Consider the following 15,770-nt stretch of genomic DNA (forward strand, 5'->3'; position numbering starts at 1 on the left):
TATCCTCAAGTCAAGAATAGTAGAGGAGTGTTCAAATATGAAAATTGCTTTTGTCGGCGCGGGCCGAATTGCCCAAGCCCTGATGCAAGGTTGGTTGCAGGCGGGAGTTCAGCCAACTGATTTACTGGTCAAAACGACCGCGCATCAATCTGCTCAGCGAGTCGCTCAAAAATATGGTTTAACTTTAGTTGAAAATTATTCCGACTTCCAAGCCGCGCAAATGGTGATTATTGCGGTTCCGACCCCTGCCTTAGCAACTATTTTTAGCGAGTTAGCTGGACAATACTCGGGAATCATTGTCTCTGTTTCCGGAGGAGATTTGGCCACGATTGCTCAAGAGGTCGCCCCGGCGCACTTTGTCAAAGCAATTCCCAATACTCCGGTGCAAATTGACCAAGGAATTACAGCTTTAACTTTTCCTAAGGAAACTCCGACGGCCATTCAAGAACAAGTTACGAAATCATTTAACCGTTTAGGGCAGACTTATGTCGTTAGCGAAGATTTGTTAGGAACTTATGGCACGGTTGCCGGTTGTACTCCAGCTTTTGTAGCGGTAATGATGGATGCTTTAAGTGATGTTGCCGTTCAAAATGGAATTGCTCGCGATCAAGCCGAAGAAATTATTAACCAGATGTTAGTTGGCACCGCTAGTCTAGCTCAAGAAAAAGGGCAACACCCGGCCCAACTCAAGGACCAAGTTGCCACCCCCGGTGGCTCGACTATTCGCGGCGTGGTAAAGCTTGAAGAAACCGGCTTTCGTAACGCTCTAATTCAAGCGGTCAATGCGGCGAATGCTTAAAAGTAACATTTAATATCAAAGAACTTTTTTCAATCTTTACTCCATAAGTTGGAACTAATAAGAAAGTTATTTAGGCAGTTAGTTACTGTTCATATTCGAATGGTGATTGACTGCCTAATTTGTTTAAATGCGGATTCGCAAACAATCAAAAGTTGTTTAATTACAGAGTATTCTAGGAAAAATAAAAAGGACTTGCTCAGAGAATTAAGATTTATCAAAGATTGATTTTCCAACATTTCAGGCCGACTTGATATGGTTCTATATTTTGTTCAAAGTGCTTAATAATATTGAGTGCTTCTTGGATTTCTGATTTTTTCTTTTTTAAAAAAACAAAATGAATGATTCCCGTCACGTAATTACAGATATTCAGCGTAAAATAATCCGAAAAGTTTACCGAGAGTTGCTTAGCTTCTGCCAGAATCTACCTTATGAATAATATTCGTACTATCTTTAAGAAGTAATTTAAAATATGAGCAGTGAGAAAAGGGAAAAGTCTTGTTACAGCTTAGTGACGAAAAATAGATTGAGACCAGAGTCTGGTTGAATTGTCAGTAAAAATATTAAAGTACACAGAGACTCTAGAGAATAAAAAACTAGTGCAGTATTATAAATTAAATAATCAAAATATACTACTCCGCCGAGCACTGTTATAAGAAAAGCAAAGATGAACCAGAATCGAACGCCGATGATGATTTTAAATGATGACGTATTAGTGGGATTTTTTGTTTACATGTTTTTGATGGTTCTAAAACATTCGGTGGGAAACAGAGTGATGTTTTACTTAAAGCACTTTCAATAGATGATAGCTATAAAAGATTAGGTATGGCTCTTGCGGCTATGAATCAAGTGCCAAGTTATGTGAGAAAAAAATTTTGCTTTGCTACTCGGATAATCTTGGTGGTAAATCATGCTAATTTTGCGGCTCAAGCATTATACCGCCGAGCTGGTTATCGGGATATTGGTCCACGAAGACAAGGAAAATCAGGAACACAGTTCATCTATGAATTTACACTGAAAGAGTTCAAAGTATTAGACGCCGATTGTTCCCGTTAAATTGTTAACTTCTTTTTTTACGTTTTGGGTAAAGGTCAAAAAAGAGTCTTTTTAAACACAAAGCTCCACGAAGATTAATTTAAACTTTAATTAATTTTCGCTCCAGGTAGCTGTTGACAGCGGCATCGATGGTCTTTGTAATCGAATATTTAGGCTGGTAATCAAGCAGTTGTTCAGCGTTGGTCAAACTATAATTACCACTGCGAGCAATATGGTAGTAAGTTTTTTCAATATCCGCAGGACTAGCAATCAGCTCTTTCCACTCAGGCCAAGGTAGAAATTGGATTTTAGCTTCAGTTCCGAAAAATTGATACATATGCTGGGCGTAGCCATAGAGGGTGATCGATTGTTTGCCAACAGCATGAAAGCTTTCGCCCAGGGCTTGATTACGGTGGGTGATCGCTGCCAAAAACATTTGGGCAACATCATCCGCATGAACGTGATGGAGGGTTTCCATCCCAAAATTAGGCAAGTGAATTGCTTGACCGCTAGCAATTAACTGGAAAGGTTGGAGACGTTCATTACCTTCAGGATTAATAATTGTCCATCCCGGTCCGGAAATTTGTCCGGGCATGATAATGGTGGCCGGAAAATCATGTTGACGATATTCTTCTTTTAGAAATAATTCACTGGCGTATTTTTCTTTGCCGTAATCGTCTAGAGGTTCTTTAATTGTATTTGGTTTGACTGGAAGGACGTCTGCGCGACCATGAGCCCAGATGGAAGAACAGAATAGATAGTGAGAACAATTAGTTTTTTTTAGAGTTTGGACTAGGGAAACTGTATTTTGCTTGGTAAAGCTAATTAAATCGACGACCACATCAGCATTAACGGCTGCGACTTTTTGGTTAAAATCAGCCTGCGAGCGATCCGCGGTGAGATGGACGACCTGCTTCCAAGCAAGACTAGTGGTGTAGGGATGTTGTGAACCGCGACTGACAGCGGTAACTTCCCAACCTTGTTGAATTAGTTTGGGAACCAAATAAGAACCAATATGACCATAGCCACCAAGGACAAGAATTTTCATGCTAGTAATCTCCTTACTTTTTGCATACGCTTTCTAAAAAGACCTCAAACAGCAGTGATATCGAAAATCAAATACCATTGCTGGGACGAAAAATATTAAAATTATTGGCAAAATATCTGGGAGACTAATCTTCTTCAGCCCACCAAAGCTTGATCAAGGCTTGGGTGCCGTCGTTGCCGCCATGATAATCTTTGACGAGTTTTTTATAAAGTTTCTTCGCTGTTTCGGTAGCGGGAAGATCAAGATCCATTTCGTCAGCAGAATCTAAAGCAATTCGCAGATCCTTTAAGAAGTGCTTGCTGAAAAAGCCCGGTTGCCAATCTTCTTTGAGGATCCGCGGACCATAATTAGCCAAACTCCAATTGGCGGCACTACCGGCCGAGATGGTGTCTAAAGTTTCTTGTAAATCTAAACCGGCCTTTTGCGCGTAGGCTAAAGATTCACACATTCCCGTCATGGTGCCCGCAATCATAATTTGGTTGGCCATTTTCGCGTTTTGTCCGGAACCAGCCGGCCCAAAGTAATTAGTTTTCGAACCAATGATTGCAAAAATTGGCTGGAGTTTTTCATAACTTGCTTGATCGCCGCCGACCATGATTGTCAGGCTGGCGTTTTTGGCACCCACATCGCCGCCAGAAACTGGGGCATCGACAACTTGAGCCCCCACTTCTTGGCCTTTTTGAAAAATCTGTTGGGCGAGTTTGGGCTTAGAAGTTGTCATATCAACTAGAATCTTATTTTGGACGTCAGCTGCAAAAATTCCGTGATCGTCGAAGTAGACTTCTTCAACATCTTTAGGGAAGCCGAGCATCGTAAAGACAAGATCACTGGCTTCGGCTACGGCTTGAGGATTTGGTTGCCATTGAGCACCTTGCGCGACTAAATTATCTGCTTTTTCAGGGGTCCGATTGTAGACTACCAGATCATATTCAGCGTTGATCAGGTTTTGCGCGATTGCGTTACCCATTACACCCGTGCCAATAAAACCAATTTTTACCATTATTTTTGCCTCCTCGAGAAGGACTCCCAACCACAATTGGCCAGGAGCTGGAAGATGCTTTCTTTTCCTAAGCTGAGGATACAACATTAAAAATCGAAATTAAAGTTTAATTTGCCGGTGTGGCCCGTTTTTGTAAATTGCTAATGACGAGAACGAGGATAATTAGGACGCTAACCACAATCATAGCGATGAAAGTTCCGGTCAGGGAGTTGGAGCTGAACAGTGGCGCCGTATATTTGAAAAACCAAGCGGAGAAGGCAAAACCCAGACTGGTGAGCGCGGAAAAACTGCCCATCACGATGGGATAAACGGTGGCCGAGGCCAAGTTAGAAAGCAGAAAAGGAATGGTGATCAAAGCGACGGAGCCGCCACTACCGATTAGAAAGGCTCCCAGAGCACTGGACCAAAAAGTATGGACACTTAAAAATAAACTTGCTCCCAGAACAATAGAGACAAACCCGGCCGCTAAAAGATAATTACCCAAGGCTTTACGATAGAAGCTAATCAAAACGCCCGCGACAATTGAGGCCGCACGAACAAAGAGCAGAGCTTGGCCCGCGGTGCTGGGACCACCAATTTGATATTGGTTTAAATAGAGGGCCATTTTGTTGGACATCACGGCAACCAGAACTTCGACGAAGAAAGAAATCAAAATTAAACTGATAATTAGCCACCAATGGTTAGCTTGATCTTGCTTACTTGTGGTCGCGGAATGGTCACTGGGTTTAACATTAGGCACAAAGAGGAGGGCCAAAAGCAGGGCGACCAAGGTGATTAAATAAACCAAGTAATTTTGGACCCAGCTGATGCTGGCCAGGAAACCACCAACGACAATCCAGACCATCGCAAAGCCGTCTTCTAAAGCAACGTTGAGACCAAATTGATTGGAGCGGCGGTTACCTTGGTAAAAGGCCGCTGATAAACTCGGTAAAACGGTTGTAATCGCCCCACTCCCTAAGCCAACGACTAGGGCAAAGAAGATCAACTGGCTAACACTTTGATGAATGAAAAGCGGCAATAGCCCCCCAGCCGCCAAAAGACTCAAACCAATAGTTGCTGCTTGCTTATAAGTCATTTTGGTCAAGAGAAAGCCAAAAATAAAGGAAGCAATCATCGAAGCGACATCCCCAATCGAAGCGATGGATTCAACTTGAGTCGGGTCGGCGTGGGGAAAAGATTGTTGAATTTTAACGATGGACGGGGCCATGACGGAGTCGAGGCGGGTTACCGTAGTTAAAGCAATAATTCCTACTAAAATTGTTAAATTCTGTTTTTTTTGCAAATTTCTAACCTCTTTTGCATCAAAAAAGGCCACCCCTCAAGGATAGCCTTTTTGGTGTTTCTTAATTATTATTATTACCAAAAATTGAAAGGATGCTAATTAAAATATTGATGAAATCTAAAATTAGATTGATTGAAGCCACTAGAGCGACCGCTCCTAAACTAGTAGCCGGAACATTTTGATAAATGCGCTTCAAGTTCTGAGAGTCAAAAGCGATATAACCCATGAAAATAATCACACTCAAAACGTTCATGATCAAAACCGCAACTGCGCTCTTGAAGAAGAACAAATTCAAGATAGAAACCGCAATGATGGCTATCAAACCAAGCATCAAAGTTTTACTCCAGCGCATCAAGTCGGACTTGGTCAGGTAACCGTAGCCCGCCATCACGATAAAAATTACCGAAGTTGTGGCCAAAGCTTGGACAATATTTTGAGTCGAATACATGTAGAACAACGGAATCCCTAATAAAGAGAAAGTAGCCAAAAAGGCTAAATAACATGCAAAGGTCAAAAAGTAGGAACGTTGGGCCAAAGAATTACATAGGTTAATTAAAATAATAGGAATTACTAACGCTACAATCAAGGCTAGGAAGGGATGACGGCTAGCAGCTCGTAACAAAGGCATCGAGAAAGCCTGATTCTTGGCTAAGGCCCAAGCACACAAAGTCCAAAAGGCAACTCCTAAACCGGTATATAAATAAACCAAAGCTGAAAAACGGGCTAAACCATTAGCGTCAGTTCGTTCGATGGTATTGTTCATTATTAATCATCTCCATATCTGTTAAAATTTTCTACTTCCCCTTAGCCTACAAGAAAAGTTTCCGAAACGCAAATTTGAAAATTAACCCCGCGAGATAAATTTTTTTCTAAAAGCACTTTTTCTAACGCTTAAGTACGCTAAAATAATTGTTTGGTGTTGCTTAGACGCCAACTCCAGTCGGAAGTAGGAAAAATGATTTTGAAGAAAAAAGTTTTGAGTTTACTAATCTTATTCAGTTCGGTAATTTTGTTACTGCTGTTTCCCATTTTACAAACGCAGCAGCACTCAGTTTCACCACAAGAATTGATGAATAGTAGTGCTCCCAAATAGATTTTGGAGCTGAGATTAGTTGAGTTCGGGGAATCATTATTGGTAAAATAAAAATTAAAGTTTCTAAGGACTAGCGTTTTTAGTCTTAAGAAAAATAATCGGGGGAGAATAATGCGGAAGCAAATTTTACGGGGTGGAATAAGCGCCCTCCTTTTAATTTTGGGGTTCCAAGTTAGTTTGTTTACTAGCCAAGCCGCAGTCGTTCATCCGCAAGTAGCCGCCCGGGCCGCCGTTTTGGTTGACCTTCAAACCGGGCAGGTAGTGGCCAGTCAAAATGACCGTCAGCGTTTGCCCATTGCTTCTTTGGCCAAGTTAGTCGTGATTTATTTAACGGAAGAAGCGATTGCGCAACAAAAATTGGCGCGGCAAAAAGCAGTCTCCATTCCGCCGGCTTTAGTGCAATTCAGTCAGGACCAAACGATTGCCAATGTTCCTTTAAATAGTAATCAAAAATACACAATTGAACAATTGGAGCAGGCTGCTTTACTAGCTTCCTCTAATTCTGCGGCCATGGTCTTAGCCCAGTTGGTGTCTGGTTCCCAAACGGCTTATTGTCAGCAGGCTGAAAAGTTATTAGCTGCTTGGGGAATCAAACAGGCTCATTTTTATTCGGCTTCGGGTTTAGAAAATGGCGCTTTGAAGAATTTTAAAAATCAACAAGTTCCTAGTCAAGCCCAGACCGAATTATCGGCCCGGGAAATCGCCTTGGTGGCGCGAAAATTAGTCCGGCGTTTTCCTCAGATTTTAAATCTGACTAGTCAACGCCAAGCCTTATTTCCCCAAGCGGGGACGACCGGGCAAAAGATCGTCAATACGAATGAATTACTAACTAATACCCAATATCACTTTCAGGGTCTAAAGACTGGAACCACCAGCAATCAGGGCCAAAATTTTATTGGCTATACCACTTTAAAAAATCGTCCGGTGCTCACCGTGGTTTTAAATACGCCTGATAAACAAACTTTTGCGGCGACGCTGCAACTTTTGCGCCAGACTGACCGACAAACCCAAGTGCTGGCAGTCCCGGCAGTTAAGCAAGCCAAGATTCTGCGAGCCAAGACACTTAATAGCCAAGTAGCCTTACGGAGAAAAGTGGTTCCTGAAGTTTTTGCCAGTCCCGAACAAACGGTGACCTTAGTGGGGACTTTACAAACGCGTTCGGCTCCGCTAGCACGCGAGGCAGTGGCCGCCACCCAAAAATTAGTCTTTCGCCAGACCGAGTTAAATGATTACCTTGACCTTCGGCCAACGGTCCGTTACTATCCACAAAAAGATATTGCTCGTTTATCTTTTTGGGACAGTTGCTGGCAGAAGATCAGTTCCTTGTGGCGCCGAAACTAAGAACTAAAATTAATTCAAAAAGGAGTTCTGCAATTTTTGCAGAACTCCTTTTTGAATTAATTTTAATATTTTTCTCCCGAAACGTCGATTTCTTCCAGGGGAATAATCTTCGTATGATGCTTCCATTTATAGCCGAGGTAGAGAATCAAGACTAGTGGTAAACCGATGTAGGTAACTCCGATTTGTTGCCAATCCCAATGAATGAAGGCATCGATATTTTGTCCCCCGATCACCACGATACATAAAATTAAAGCAATAATTGGACCCAAGGGGAAGAGCTTGGCGTGATATTTTAATTCGCTCAAATCGTGCCCCTGTTTAACAAAGGCCCGGCGAAAACGGTAATGACTCAAGGCAATTCCCACCCAAGCAATAAAGCCGGTTAAACCAGAAGCGGCAACTAACCACATGTAGATTTTTTGTCCAAAGATACTGGTGGCAAACGCTGCTAAGGAAACTAAGGTGGTGGCAATTAAAGAAAAGAGGGGAATCCCCTGCTTAGTAGTTCGCGCGAAGATTTTGGGAGCCCAGTGATCTTGGGCGAGAGCATAAAGCATGCGCGTTGAAGCATAGGCTCCGGAGTTGGCCGCGGATAAAACAGCGGTCAAGACAATGGCGTTCATCAAGCTGGCCGCAAAGGCTAGACCGGCGCGCTTAAAGACTAAAGTGAAAGGAGAAACAGCAATATTTCCAGCAGCAGCCCGTAATAAATTGGGACTGGTATAAGGAATCAAGGCGGCAATCACAAAAATCGATAAGATATAGAACAGCAAAATTCGCCAGAAAACATCGTTGATGGCTTTGGGAACGGCTTTTTCGGGATGACTGGATTCACCGGCAGTAACCCCGATCAATTCAGTCCCTTGGAAGGAAAAACCGGCAATCAAGAAAACGTTGATAATGGCCGGAATTCCGCCGACAAAAGGCGCTTGTTTAATGGTAAAGTTTTTCAAACCAACTGCCGGACCATTGAGGATTCCGAAAATCATGGCTAAACCAACGATTAAGAAAATAATAACGGTGACCACTTTAATAATCGAAAGCCAGTATTCAGTTTCGCCAAAAGTAGCGACCGTTAAAGCATTGATTAAAAAGATTAAGACTAAAATCAAGAGACTCCAGACCCAGCCGGGACTATCGGGGAGCCAAAATTTGATTAGTAAAGCGGCGGTAGAAATATCAACGGCCACGGTGATGGCCCAGTTGAACCAGTAGTTCCAGCCCATCGCGAAGCCTAAGGCTGGATCGACATAACGCCCATTGTAGGTCGCAAAAGAACCAGAAACGGGTAGATTAGTGGCCAGTTCGCCTAAGCTGGTCATTAAGAAATAAACCATTAATCCCATGGCGATGTAGGCGACCAGACCCCCACCAGGACCGGCAGTGGCAATGGTTGACCCAGAAGTCATGAATAGTCCAGTTCCAATACAGCCACCCAAAGCAATCATGGTAACATGGCGGGTTTTGAGCTTGCGCTGGACTTGATTTTTTTGGTTCGTCAAAACTTGTTCCTCCTCAAAATCGCAAGAAGAACTCTATGAACGATTAAAGGCCCCTTTAGCGTGATAATGTCCAAAGAGACCTACTAGGATTATTAATCGTAGATAGCGCCCCGTAGCTAAATTTTTGCTACGACAGTTCTAGACTTATGCAATCTAGACCCAATCACGACCTTTTGTAGTAGGAAGTAATTTCGGCTAAAGCTCTGTTTAACGCTGGTTAAAATTGCTACAACAACTCGCAACGTTGACTAGTAGATTTAGCAACCTCTTCTTTGATTGATATACTAAATGTTATTTTAAGTAAAATTTGCGTAAAGTCAATAGATGATGATCGCAGGAGCTTTAAAATCTTAACTACTTTGTAGTATAATTTAAATATAATTAGAATAATTCGAGGTTAAGGTTATGAAAAAAGCTCGACCCTATCGTTTGGCGATTCGAGCCCTCTTAATTGCTTTAGTTTTAGTTCAATCTGCCGTCCCTTTTTTGGGTTTTATTCCCTTGGGTGTGATCAATATTACAATTGTCCATTTGACTGTGATTGTCGCGGCCGTAGTCTTGGGTCCCAATGACGGAGCTTTACTGGGCTTAATTTGGGGTTTGGGAATTTGGTTTCGTTCTTTGGCGGCGCCAACAAGTTTGTTAGATACCTTAGTTTTTATCAATCCGGTAATTTCGGTTTTTCCCCGAATTCTAGTCGGCTATCTGGCCGGTTGGGTCAATCGGGTAATTAAAGAACACTTTTCTTGGCCACCAAGCATTCGCTTAATGCTGGCTGCTGCGGTCGGCTCTTTGTTAGATACTACGGTGGTTTTAGCTTTAATGCGCCTTTTAGCACCTGGTGGTTTAATGCGGGCTTATCATGTGTCCGCGGATTTATTGAATCAGGTGCTCTTAACAATTGTGGCGACCAATGGTTTGGCCGAACTGTTGCTGGCAGTTATTTTGGTTCCGATGATCAGTTTGGCGCTTTTACGGGCCAATAAATTTTTAGATAATTAAACTTTTTGCTAAAGGGGGCTTTTTGTGGAAATATTTTTAAATACGCTACTTTTAGTGACGGCAACAGTTGTCGCTAATATTGTCCATTCCCTTTATCCGAGTATTCCCTTAGCCTTTGATCAGATTGCGGCGGGTTTTGCTTTATCATGGTTTCCCCAATTTGATCATTTTCAATTAGATCCGGAATTATTCTTTTTAATGATTTTAGCACCCTTGATGTTTAATGAGGGTCAACAAACCAATTATACGAGTTTACGTAAAAATTTTCGTTCCACCCTTTCTTTGGCGGTGGTTTTAGCGGTCGTAACTATTGTGGCTAGTGGGCTGATGGCGCACTGGTTTTGGCCGGTCCTACCGGTTGCTTTACTCTTTTGTTTAGCCGCCATTGTCACGCCGACGGACGCCGTAGCGGTATCTTCAATCACTTCCAATATTGAAATGCCGGAACTTCTCATGGAAACCTTGGAAAATGAATCCTTATTTAATGATGCTTCGGGTTTAGTTGCCTTGAGTGTCGCTTTAACTGCCTTTCGAACGGGTCATTTTTCGCTATCTTTAGGTTTGGAAAGTTTCTTCGTTAGTTTTGTCGGGGGAGTTTGTTTAGGGGTCATTTTAGGTTTCTTATTTGTCCTAATTCAGATTTTCTTTCAGCGACGCTTATTTAACGCGGCCGCGATTATTTTACCCTTTAACTTGATTGCGCCTTTTTTGGCTTATTGGTTAGCAGAAGAATTCCACTTATCAGGAATTTTAGCCGTGGTCGCTTTAGGAATTGTTCATGGAATTTATCAAAAACGGCTCCGTTTGACTTCGACTTCTAATCAAGTCGTCTTGACGACCAGTTGGGAAATTTTATCCAGTCTTTTGAACGGCTTCGTTTTCGTCTTGTTGGGCGTAACCTTACCGCGAAATATGATCGAATTGTCGCAATCAAGTCAACTTCATTTATCGGTCCTTTTGGAACTTTCGATTGGTTTGTATGTTTTGATGTTTGTCTTTCGTTTTTTATGGACTTGGTTTGGTTTGGTCAAGATTCCTTTCCGGCATCAACGCGAGCGAGGAAAAAATGGCTTAATCGTTGCTTTGAGTGGGATGCACGGAACGATTAATTTAGCGATGGCTTTCTCCTTACCTCTAGTAGTCAAAAAGAATCTCTTACCTTTTCGGACGGATATGATCTTTATTTCTGAAGTGGTGATTGTTTTGAGTTTAGTGATTCCGACAATTTTTTTGCCGCGGATTTTGAAACCGAAACAGCGCTCTTTTACGATGCGCGAATTCAACCGAAATTTGGTGAAGATGGTAGATTACGCGACCCAGGAATTGCAAACTAATGACTATGATGACTATTTGGCCGCCAGTCGGGTGATTACCCTGCTTAATAGTCAGAGGGGACACCACGAACAGGCCAGTTTCAAACAAGTGGCGCAGATGTTAGAGCGGACGCAAAACTTGGAAGTGGCGATTATCAATGATTACGCCCGTAACGGTCAGATCAGTTACGAAAATGCGCGCCGTTACAACTGGAAACAATGGTCTTATCTCAAACACGCCAGTGTTAATCCCATCATTCGCTTGCGGGTGGGTTGGAAAATGATGCGGATGACTTTTTCCCACAAGAAACCAGCTCCCAAAAATCCGGGCTGGATTCCCCGGTATTTGCCGACGGCGATTGATCAAGTTGATGTCGATCAACACCAAATTTTTCGGCGGATGGAAAGTTGGGGCTATCGGGCAATTATGACTTATCTCCGCCGGATGCAGCGGCCAGAAAATAAGGCCGCAACTCGAGTTGTCCGCCATTACTATGAGATTCGTCACCAACGGATGAATCAAAAGCACACGAGCAGCGCGGTAGAAGAAGAGTTATTAATGAAGTCTTTTCAGTACGAGTATTCTTACATTCAACAAGCAGCGAAGACGGGCAAAATTACGCCCGAATTAGCCACCGCTTTGAATGAAAAAGTTTCGACCGATCAGTTCGTTTACCTGACTTCAGATGATTAGAATTATAAAGCTAGTAATCTACTTTTTTGGGAAAGTAGATTTTTTTAATTAAAAAACTAAGCTAAAAGGTAAGTTCATCGCCCACCGCTCTCCGACAAATCGACGTTATTATACGGAAGATCAGTATCAGACCTATCTTGATGATCAGCCTACGGCTAAGAAAGTTGTGGCGTATGCTCGTGTTTCAACGAGTGGATAGCAAGATAATCTGAGAGATCAAATTAAGTTCATTCAAACTTATGCTAATGCCAAGGGAATCCTAAGCCTGAGACGGGCAAGTATTCCGCCGTTGACGTCAATGTCGGTCATTTAAATTACACCGCCGGGGTCATTAATATCTTGCCTGAGTATTTAAAAAAGCTTTACCAACGCATTAAGTTTTATCAAAAGGTTGCTAATCTTCAGCACGATATTATGCAAAAATTCACAACGAAACTGGTGACGAATTACAACAAAATCGTGATCGAAGACTTAGCAGTTAAGGACATGCAAATGAGCCACGTTGCTTCAAAAGGACTCCAGCGGTCAATGTTTGGTTATTTCCAGCAAGTATTGTGTTATAAATGTGCATGGTACGGCAAAGAACTGATTCTTGCGGATAGATATTATCCATCAACTCAGCATTGCTCCAAATGCGGTCAGATTAAGTCTGGCAACGATAAAATCACCCTCCAAGGAAACGCCAAACACCAGATGAAGCATAAGGAATACGTTTGTTAGGCCTGTGGAACATTCCTCGATCGGGACGAGAACGCCGCGGCTAACTTGTTAGCCTTAATCTAAAAAACTCAAGGGGGCTGGCTAAGCCCTGATGCTGTCATAGTTGGTCAATGAGATTACTCCTTGATGGAATATCGGAATACTGGCGTCATAACGGCAGTAAGTAAAATAAAGAAAGGAAATATGCAACCTTTTTAAATATAGAAATCATTCGTGATTTACTATATTTCTCCATATTTTGCATAGCAGGTTCTTAATTTGTCTGTGGAAGCTGTGCGTCAATATTTAAAACCCTTTGGCTTAGAAGATCGGGTCCAAGAACATGAACAGCCAATTGATACGGTAACTCATGCGGCTCAAGTTTTGGCTTGCCAGGAGCGTCAGATTTTGAAATCAATGACCTTTTTGGTTCGTGAACAGCCAATCCTGATTGCCCTCGCCGGAGATGCTCGGGTAGATAATCGGAAGTTTAAGAACTGTTTTCAAAGTCGTGTGAAGATGATTCCTTTTGACCAAGTGGAAACCTCTATCGGTCATGCTCCAGGAGGAGTGACTCCTTTTGCGGTGAATTCGGGGGTTCAAGTCTATTTGGATGAATCTTTGCGCCGCTTTACGACCGTTTATGCTGCGGGAGGAAGTTTGCAGAGCACAATTGCGCGTTCAATTCCGGAACTAGAACAAGCAACTCAAGCTCAAGGTTGGGTTGATGTTGGCAAAGGCTGGCAGTTAGAAAATTCTAAATAAAAATAAGACTTATTTTGCCAATTAAAAAAGCGTAATTTCTAAACTGGAAATTACGCTTTTTGGTTAGAATTTAAATTTTAAGCGGCGTGCTTTTTTTGCCAAGTCATACCCAAGTAGAAAGGAATGGCAACTATCAGGGCTCCCAGACCGAAGAGTAGTTGGATCAGCGGAACCTGAATTAGCAACCAGCAACTAACTAAAATGGCAACTACCGGAATTACCGGACCCCAAGGAAGATGGAACTTTTGGGAGTCACGAGATTTTTGTCGGGCAAAAACTAAAATTGCCAAACAGGTTGGAATATATTGTGCAAAACGAGAGATAGCGCTAATTTGCGCCAAGAAACTGAAGGTTCCCGACCAAGCAATGGCGAGCGTTAAAACCATACTGGTCAAGATTGCCACCCAGGGAGCGTGATGTTGATTTCGCCAAGCTAAGATTTGCGGCATCATCTTATTTTCTGCCAAAGCGACCCCCGATCGAGGAGTAATATAACTGGAAGCGACCAATAAGCCCCCGGTGGAAAGCAAAGTTCCTGAAGCGACGACCGCGTTTCCTAAACGACCGCCAATTTGCGTAAAGGCGGCTTGAATCGGGGCGTTGCTGCTCCCTAATTTATTCCCCAAAATGCCGATACAAACAACTTGAATCAGGATGTAAAAACTAACGACAGTCAACATGATTAAAAGGAGCGCGCGGGGGAGATTCTTGGGAGCATCCTTGATATCTCCAGCAGCAACGACAATTCCTTCAAAACCGGTAAAGGCGTAGAAGAGAGTAATTGCTGCTTGGGCGAAATTACCGGAGTGATAACTGCCTCCGGGAAATAAAGGGGTAAAGTTTTGCGGTTGAATCCAAAAAATTCCAATAGCGATGAAGAGAACTAAAGGAATTAATTTGGAAATAGTAATAATATTGTTGACCACTTTCGCCAAACGGACGCCCGCAATATTCATCAAGGCTAGGCCAACAATCAAGCAAGTAATAACACTTACTTTGGCAGTTGCATTTTTAAGAGCGGGAAAAGTGGCCCCAAGGGCAGTGGTAAAAGCAACGGCCATTGTTGCTTCCGCGATAATCCGAACCGCCCAAGTTACAAAACCAACTTCAAAGCCGACAAATTTGCCAAAGGCAGCTTGCGCATAAAGATAAGGCCCACCATCGCGGTCGAAAAAGCTGGCAGCTTGGGCAAAAGAAAGGGCAATCGTAATCACTAAGAAAGCATCGAAGAGGAGAACGAAAATACTGGCCGGTCCCATTAATTTGGCCGCAGCTCCGGGAAGTAAGAAAATTCCCGAACCAATAATCCCGTTAATTCCGAACAAAAGAACACTAGCGAAGCCTAACTTATCTTTATTATTCATGGGGTTAATCCTTTTCTCTAAACACTTGCGCTCGATCAACTAATTTTTGAAAGGGAGCTAATTGCTGTCGATCTTGTGGCCACATATTTTCTGGATGCCATTGCAGGGCCAAAATTTGTTGCTGAGCTTGGTCCTCGACGGCTTCCACAATCCCATCGCTAGCTTGGGCAACAACCTTCAGTCCGGGTGCCAATTGCCGCACGGCTTGGTGATGGCGGGAATTAACATAAGCGCTGGAACCCATTAATTGCTCCAAGGTTGAACCCGCTTTAATTTGAATATGGTGGGTAGGATATTGTCCGGGAGCAGTTTGGGCGTGTTGGAGCTGCTCTGCCGGTCCTTGGGTCGCTAAGTCTTGGTAAAGACTACCGCCTAAAGTAACATTGAGAATTTGTAAACCGCGACAAATCGCGAGAATGGGTTTCCCCGCAGCAAGAGTGGCTTTGATTAAAGCTTGCTCAAATAAGTCTTTAGGGTAAGTAGTCCGACCTAAATGAGGTCGCGGTTCTTCATGGTAGAGAGTTGGATCGATATCAGGCCCTCCAGGAAGAACTAAACCGGAAAAGAGGGGCAGGACACTTTGGACCACGGCGGGAATTTGGCTCGGATCCTCGGGAAAGGGAACAATAATCGGAGTTCCCCCAACTTGTAAAAGAGCATTTTTAATCATTTGGGGAGCCATATCAGCGTAGTTCAAATTGATAATTGGTGATGGATCGACGAGGGAATCGCCGGTGACTGCAATAATTGGCCGCAAGCAGCGCAACTCCTTTCTAAATTAAAATTAGTTATTAATTCTAATTTTTTGATCATTAAACGTCAAGGAAAAATGATTA

14 protein-coding genes, 2 pseudogenes and 1 riboswitch are annotated in these 15,770 nt (G+C 42.8%); of the genes and pseudogenes, 9 read left to right on the top strand and 7 right to left on the bottom strand.

All coding sequences use genetic code 11. The features are described from left to right. Positions 1 to 37 precede the first annotated feature (37 nt). Together HU830_RS05630 and HU830_RS09205 are read left to right on the top strand one after the other, a co-directional pair. Complete coding sequence (locus HU830_RS05630; protein ID WP_176942801.1) at positions 38 to 799, top strand: pyrroline-5-carboxylate reductase family protein; 762 nt, start codon at positions 38 to 40, stop codon at positions 797 to 799. Positions 800 to 1,516: 717 nt separating this feature from the next. Next, positions 1,517 to 1,852, top strand: coding sequence for a GNAT family N-acetyltransferase (locus HU830_RS09205; RefSeq protein WP_407647493.1), 336 nt, complete (start codon positions 1,517 to 1,519; stop codon positions 1,850 to 1,852). Positions 1,853 to 1,931: 79 nt separating this feature from the next. On the opposite strand, the gene HU830_RS05635 is transcribed toward HU830_RS09205, so the two are convergent. The 4 genes from HU830_RS05635 to HU830_RS05650 all read right to left on the bottom strand — a co-directional run bounded on the left by HU830_RS05635 (position 1,932) and on the right by HU830_RS05650 (position 5,924). Then, positions 1,932 to 2,879 carry an NAD-dependent epimerase/dehydratase family protein gene (locus HU830_RS05635; protein WP_176942802.1) on the bottom strand — a complete coding sequence of 316 codons (948 nt, stop codon included), beginning with the start codon at positions 2,877 to 2,879 and terminating at the stop codon, positions 1,932 to 1,934. Between the two features lie 124 nt (positions 2,880 to 3,003). Further along, positions 3,004 to 3,879: an NAD(P)-dependent oxidoreductase gene (locus HU830_RS05640; protein ID WP_176942803.1), complete on the bottom strand. Its 876-nt coding sequence runs from the start codon at positions 3,877 to 3,879 to the stop codon at positions 3,004 to 3,006. Positions 3,880 to 3,985: 106 nt separating this feature from the next. After that, positions 3,986 to 5,161 carry an MFS transporter gene (locus HU830_RS05645; RefSeq protein WP_176942804.1) on the bottom strand — a complete coding sequence of 392 codons (1,176 nt, stop codon included), beginning with the start codon at positions 5,159 to 5,161 and terminating at the stop codon, positions 3,986 to 3,988. A 61-nt stretch (positions 5,162 to 5,222) separates the two neighbouring features. Then, positions 5,223 to 5,924 (bottom strand): Bax inhibitor-1 family protein, encoded by a 702-nt coding sequence (locus tag HU830_RS05650; RefSeq protein ID WP_176942805.1) that lies wholly within the window; start codon positions 5,922 to 5,924, stop codon positions 5,223 to 5,225. 198 nt (positions 5,925 to 6,122) lie between these two features. On the opposite strand from HU830_RS05650, the gene HU830_RS09030 reads away from it, so the two are divergent. Together HU830_RS09030 and HU830_RS05655 are read left to right on the top strand one after the other, a co-directional pair. Further along, positions 6,123 to 6,254 (top strand): hypothetical protein, encoded by a 132-nt coding sequence (locus tag HU830_RS09030; protein WP_267463545.1) that lies wholly within the window; start codon positions 6,123 to 6,125, stop codon positions 6,252 to 6,254. A 111-nt stretch (positions 6,255 to 6,365) separates the two neighbouring features. Next, the gene (locus HU830_RS05655) at positions 6,366 to 7,595 is read left to right on the top strand and encodes a D-alanyl-D-alanine carboxypeptidase family protein (RefSeq protein WP_176942806.1); all 1,230 of its coding nucleotides are present in this window, start codon (positions 6,366 to 6,368) and stop codon (positions 7,593 to 7,595) included. 62 nt (positions 7,596 to 7,657) lie between these two features. Here the strand turns inward: HU830_RS05655 and HU830_RS05660 are convergent, their stop codons facing one another. After that, positions 7,658 to 9,097: an amino acid permease gene (locus HU830_RS05660; protein WP_267463546.1), complete on the bottom strand. Its 1,440-nt coding sequence runs from the start codon at positions 9,095 to 9,097 to the stop codon at positions 7,658 to 7,660. 95 nt (positions 9,098 to 9,192) lie between these two features. Continuing rightward, a riboswitch (Lysine riboswitch) is annotated at positions 9,193 to 9,375 on the bottom strand. 127 nt (positions 9,376 to 9,502) lie between these two features. Between HU830_RS05660 and HU830_RS05665 the strand changes: the two genes are divergently transcribed. From HU830_RS05665 to HU830_RS05680, 5 genes and pseudogenes are all read left to right on the top strand, one after another. Continuing rightward, complete coding sequence (locus HU830_RS05665; RefSeq protein ID WP_176942807.1) at positions 9,503 to 10,099, top strand: ECF transporter S component; 597 nt, start codon at positions 9,503 to 9,505, stop codon at positions 10,097 to 10,099. Between the two features lie 24 nt (positions 10,100 to 10,123). Further along, positions 10,124 to 12,106, top strand: a complete 1,983-nt coding sequence (locus HU830_RS05670) for a cation:proton antiporter (protein WP_176942808.1) — start codon at positions 10,124 to 10,126, stop codon at positions 12,104 to 12,106. Positions 12,107 to 12,170: 64 nt separating this feature from the next. After that, positions 12,171 to 12,368 (top strand): annotated as a pseudogene (locus tag HU830_RS09265) (IS607 family transposase); the annotation flags it as partial. Beyond that, positions 12,368 to 12,889: pseudogene (locus HU830_RS05675) on the top strand (RNA-guided endonuclease InsQ/TnpB family protein); the annotation flags it as partial. The pseudogenes HU830_RS09265 and HU830_RS05675, both read left to right, overlap by 1 nt. A 201-nt stretch (positions 12,890 to 13,090) precedes the next feature. Further along, positions 13,091 to 13,570, top strand: coding sequence for a YbaK/EbsC family protein (locus HU830_RS05680; protein ID WP_324196332.1), 480 nt, complete (start codon positions 13,091 to 13,093; stop codon positions 13,568 to 13,570). 77 nt (positions 13,571 to 13,647) lie between these two features. Here HU830_RS05680 and HU830_RS05685 read toward each other — a convergent pair whose 3' ends face one another. Together HU830_RS05685 and HU830_RS05690 are read right to left on the bottom strand one after the other, a co-directional pair. Continuing rightward, positions 13,648 to 14,934 carry an APC family permease gene (locus HU830_RS05685; RefSeq protein ID WP_176942810.1) on the bottom strand — a complete coding sequence of 429 codons (1,287 nt, stop codon included), beginning with the start codon at positions 14,932 to 14,934 and terminating at the stop codon, positions 13,648 to 13,650. Positions 14,935 to 14,938: 4 nt separating this feature from the next. Further along, complete coding sequence (locus HU830_RS05690; RefSeq protein ID WP_176942811.1) at positions 14,939 to 15,691, bottom strand: gamma-glutamyl-gamma-aminobutyrate hydrolase family protein; 753 nt, start codon at positions 15,689 to 15,691, stop codon at positions 14,939 to 14,941. Between the last annotated feature and the right edge of the window lie 79 nt (positions 15,692 to 15,770).

This window comes from Bombilactobacillus apium (assembly GCF_013385145.1).
Classification (GTDB): Bacteria; Bacillota; Bacilli; order Lactobacillales; family Lactobacillaceae; genus Bombilactobacillus; species Bombilactobacillus apium.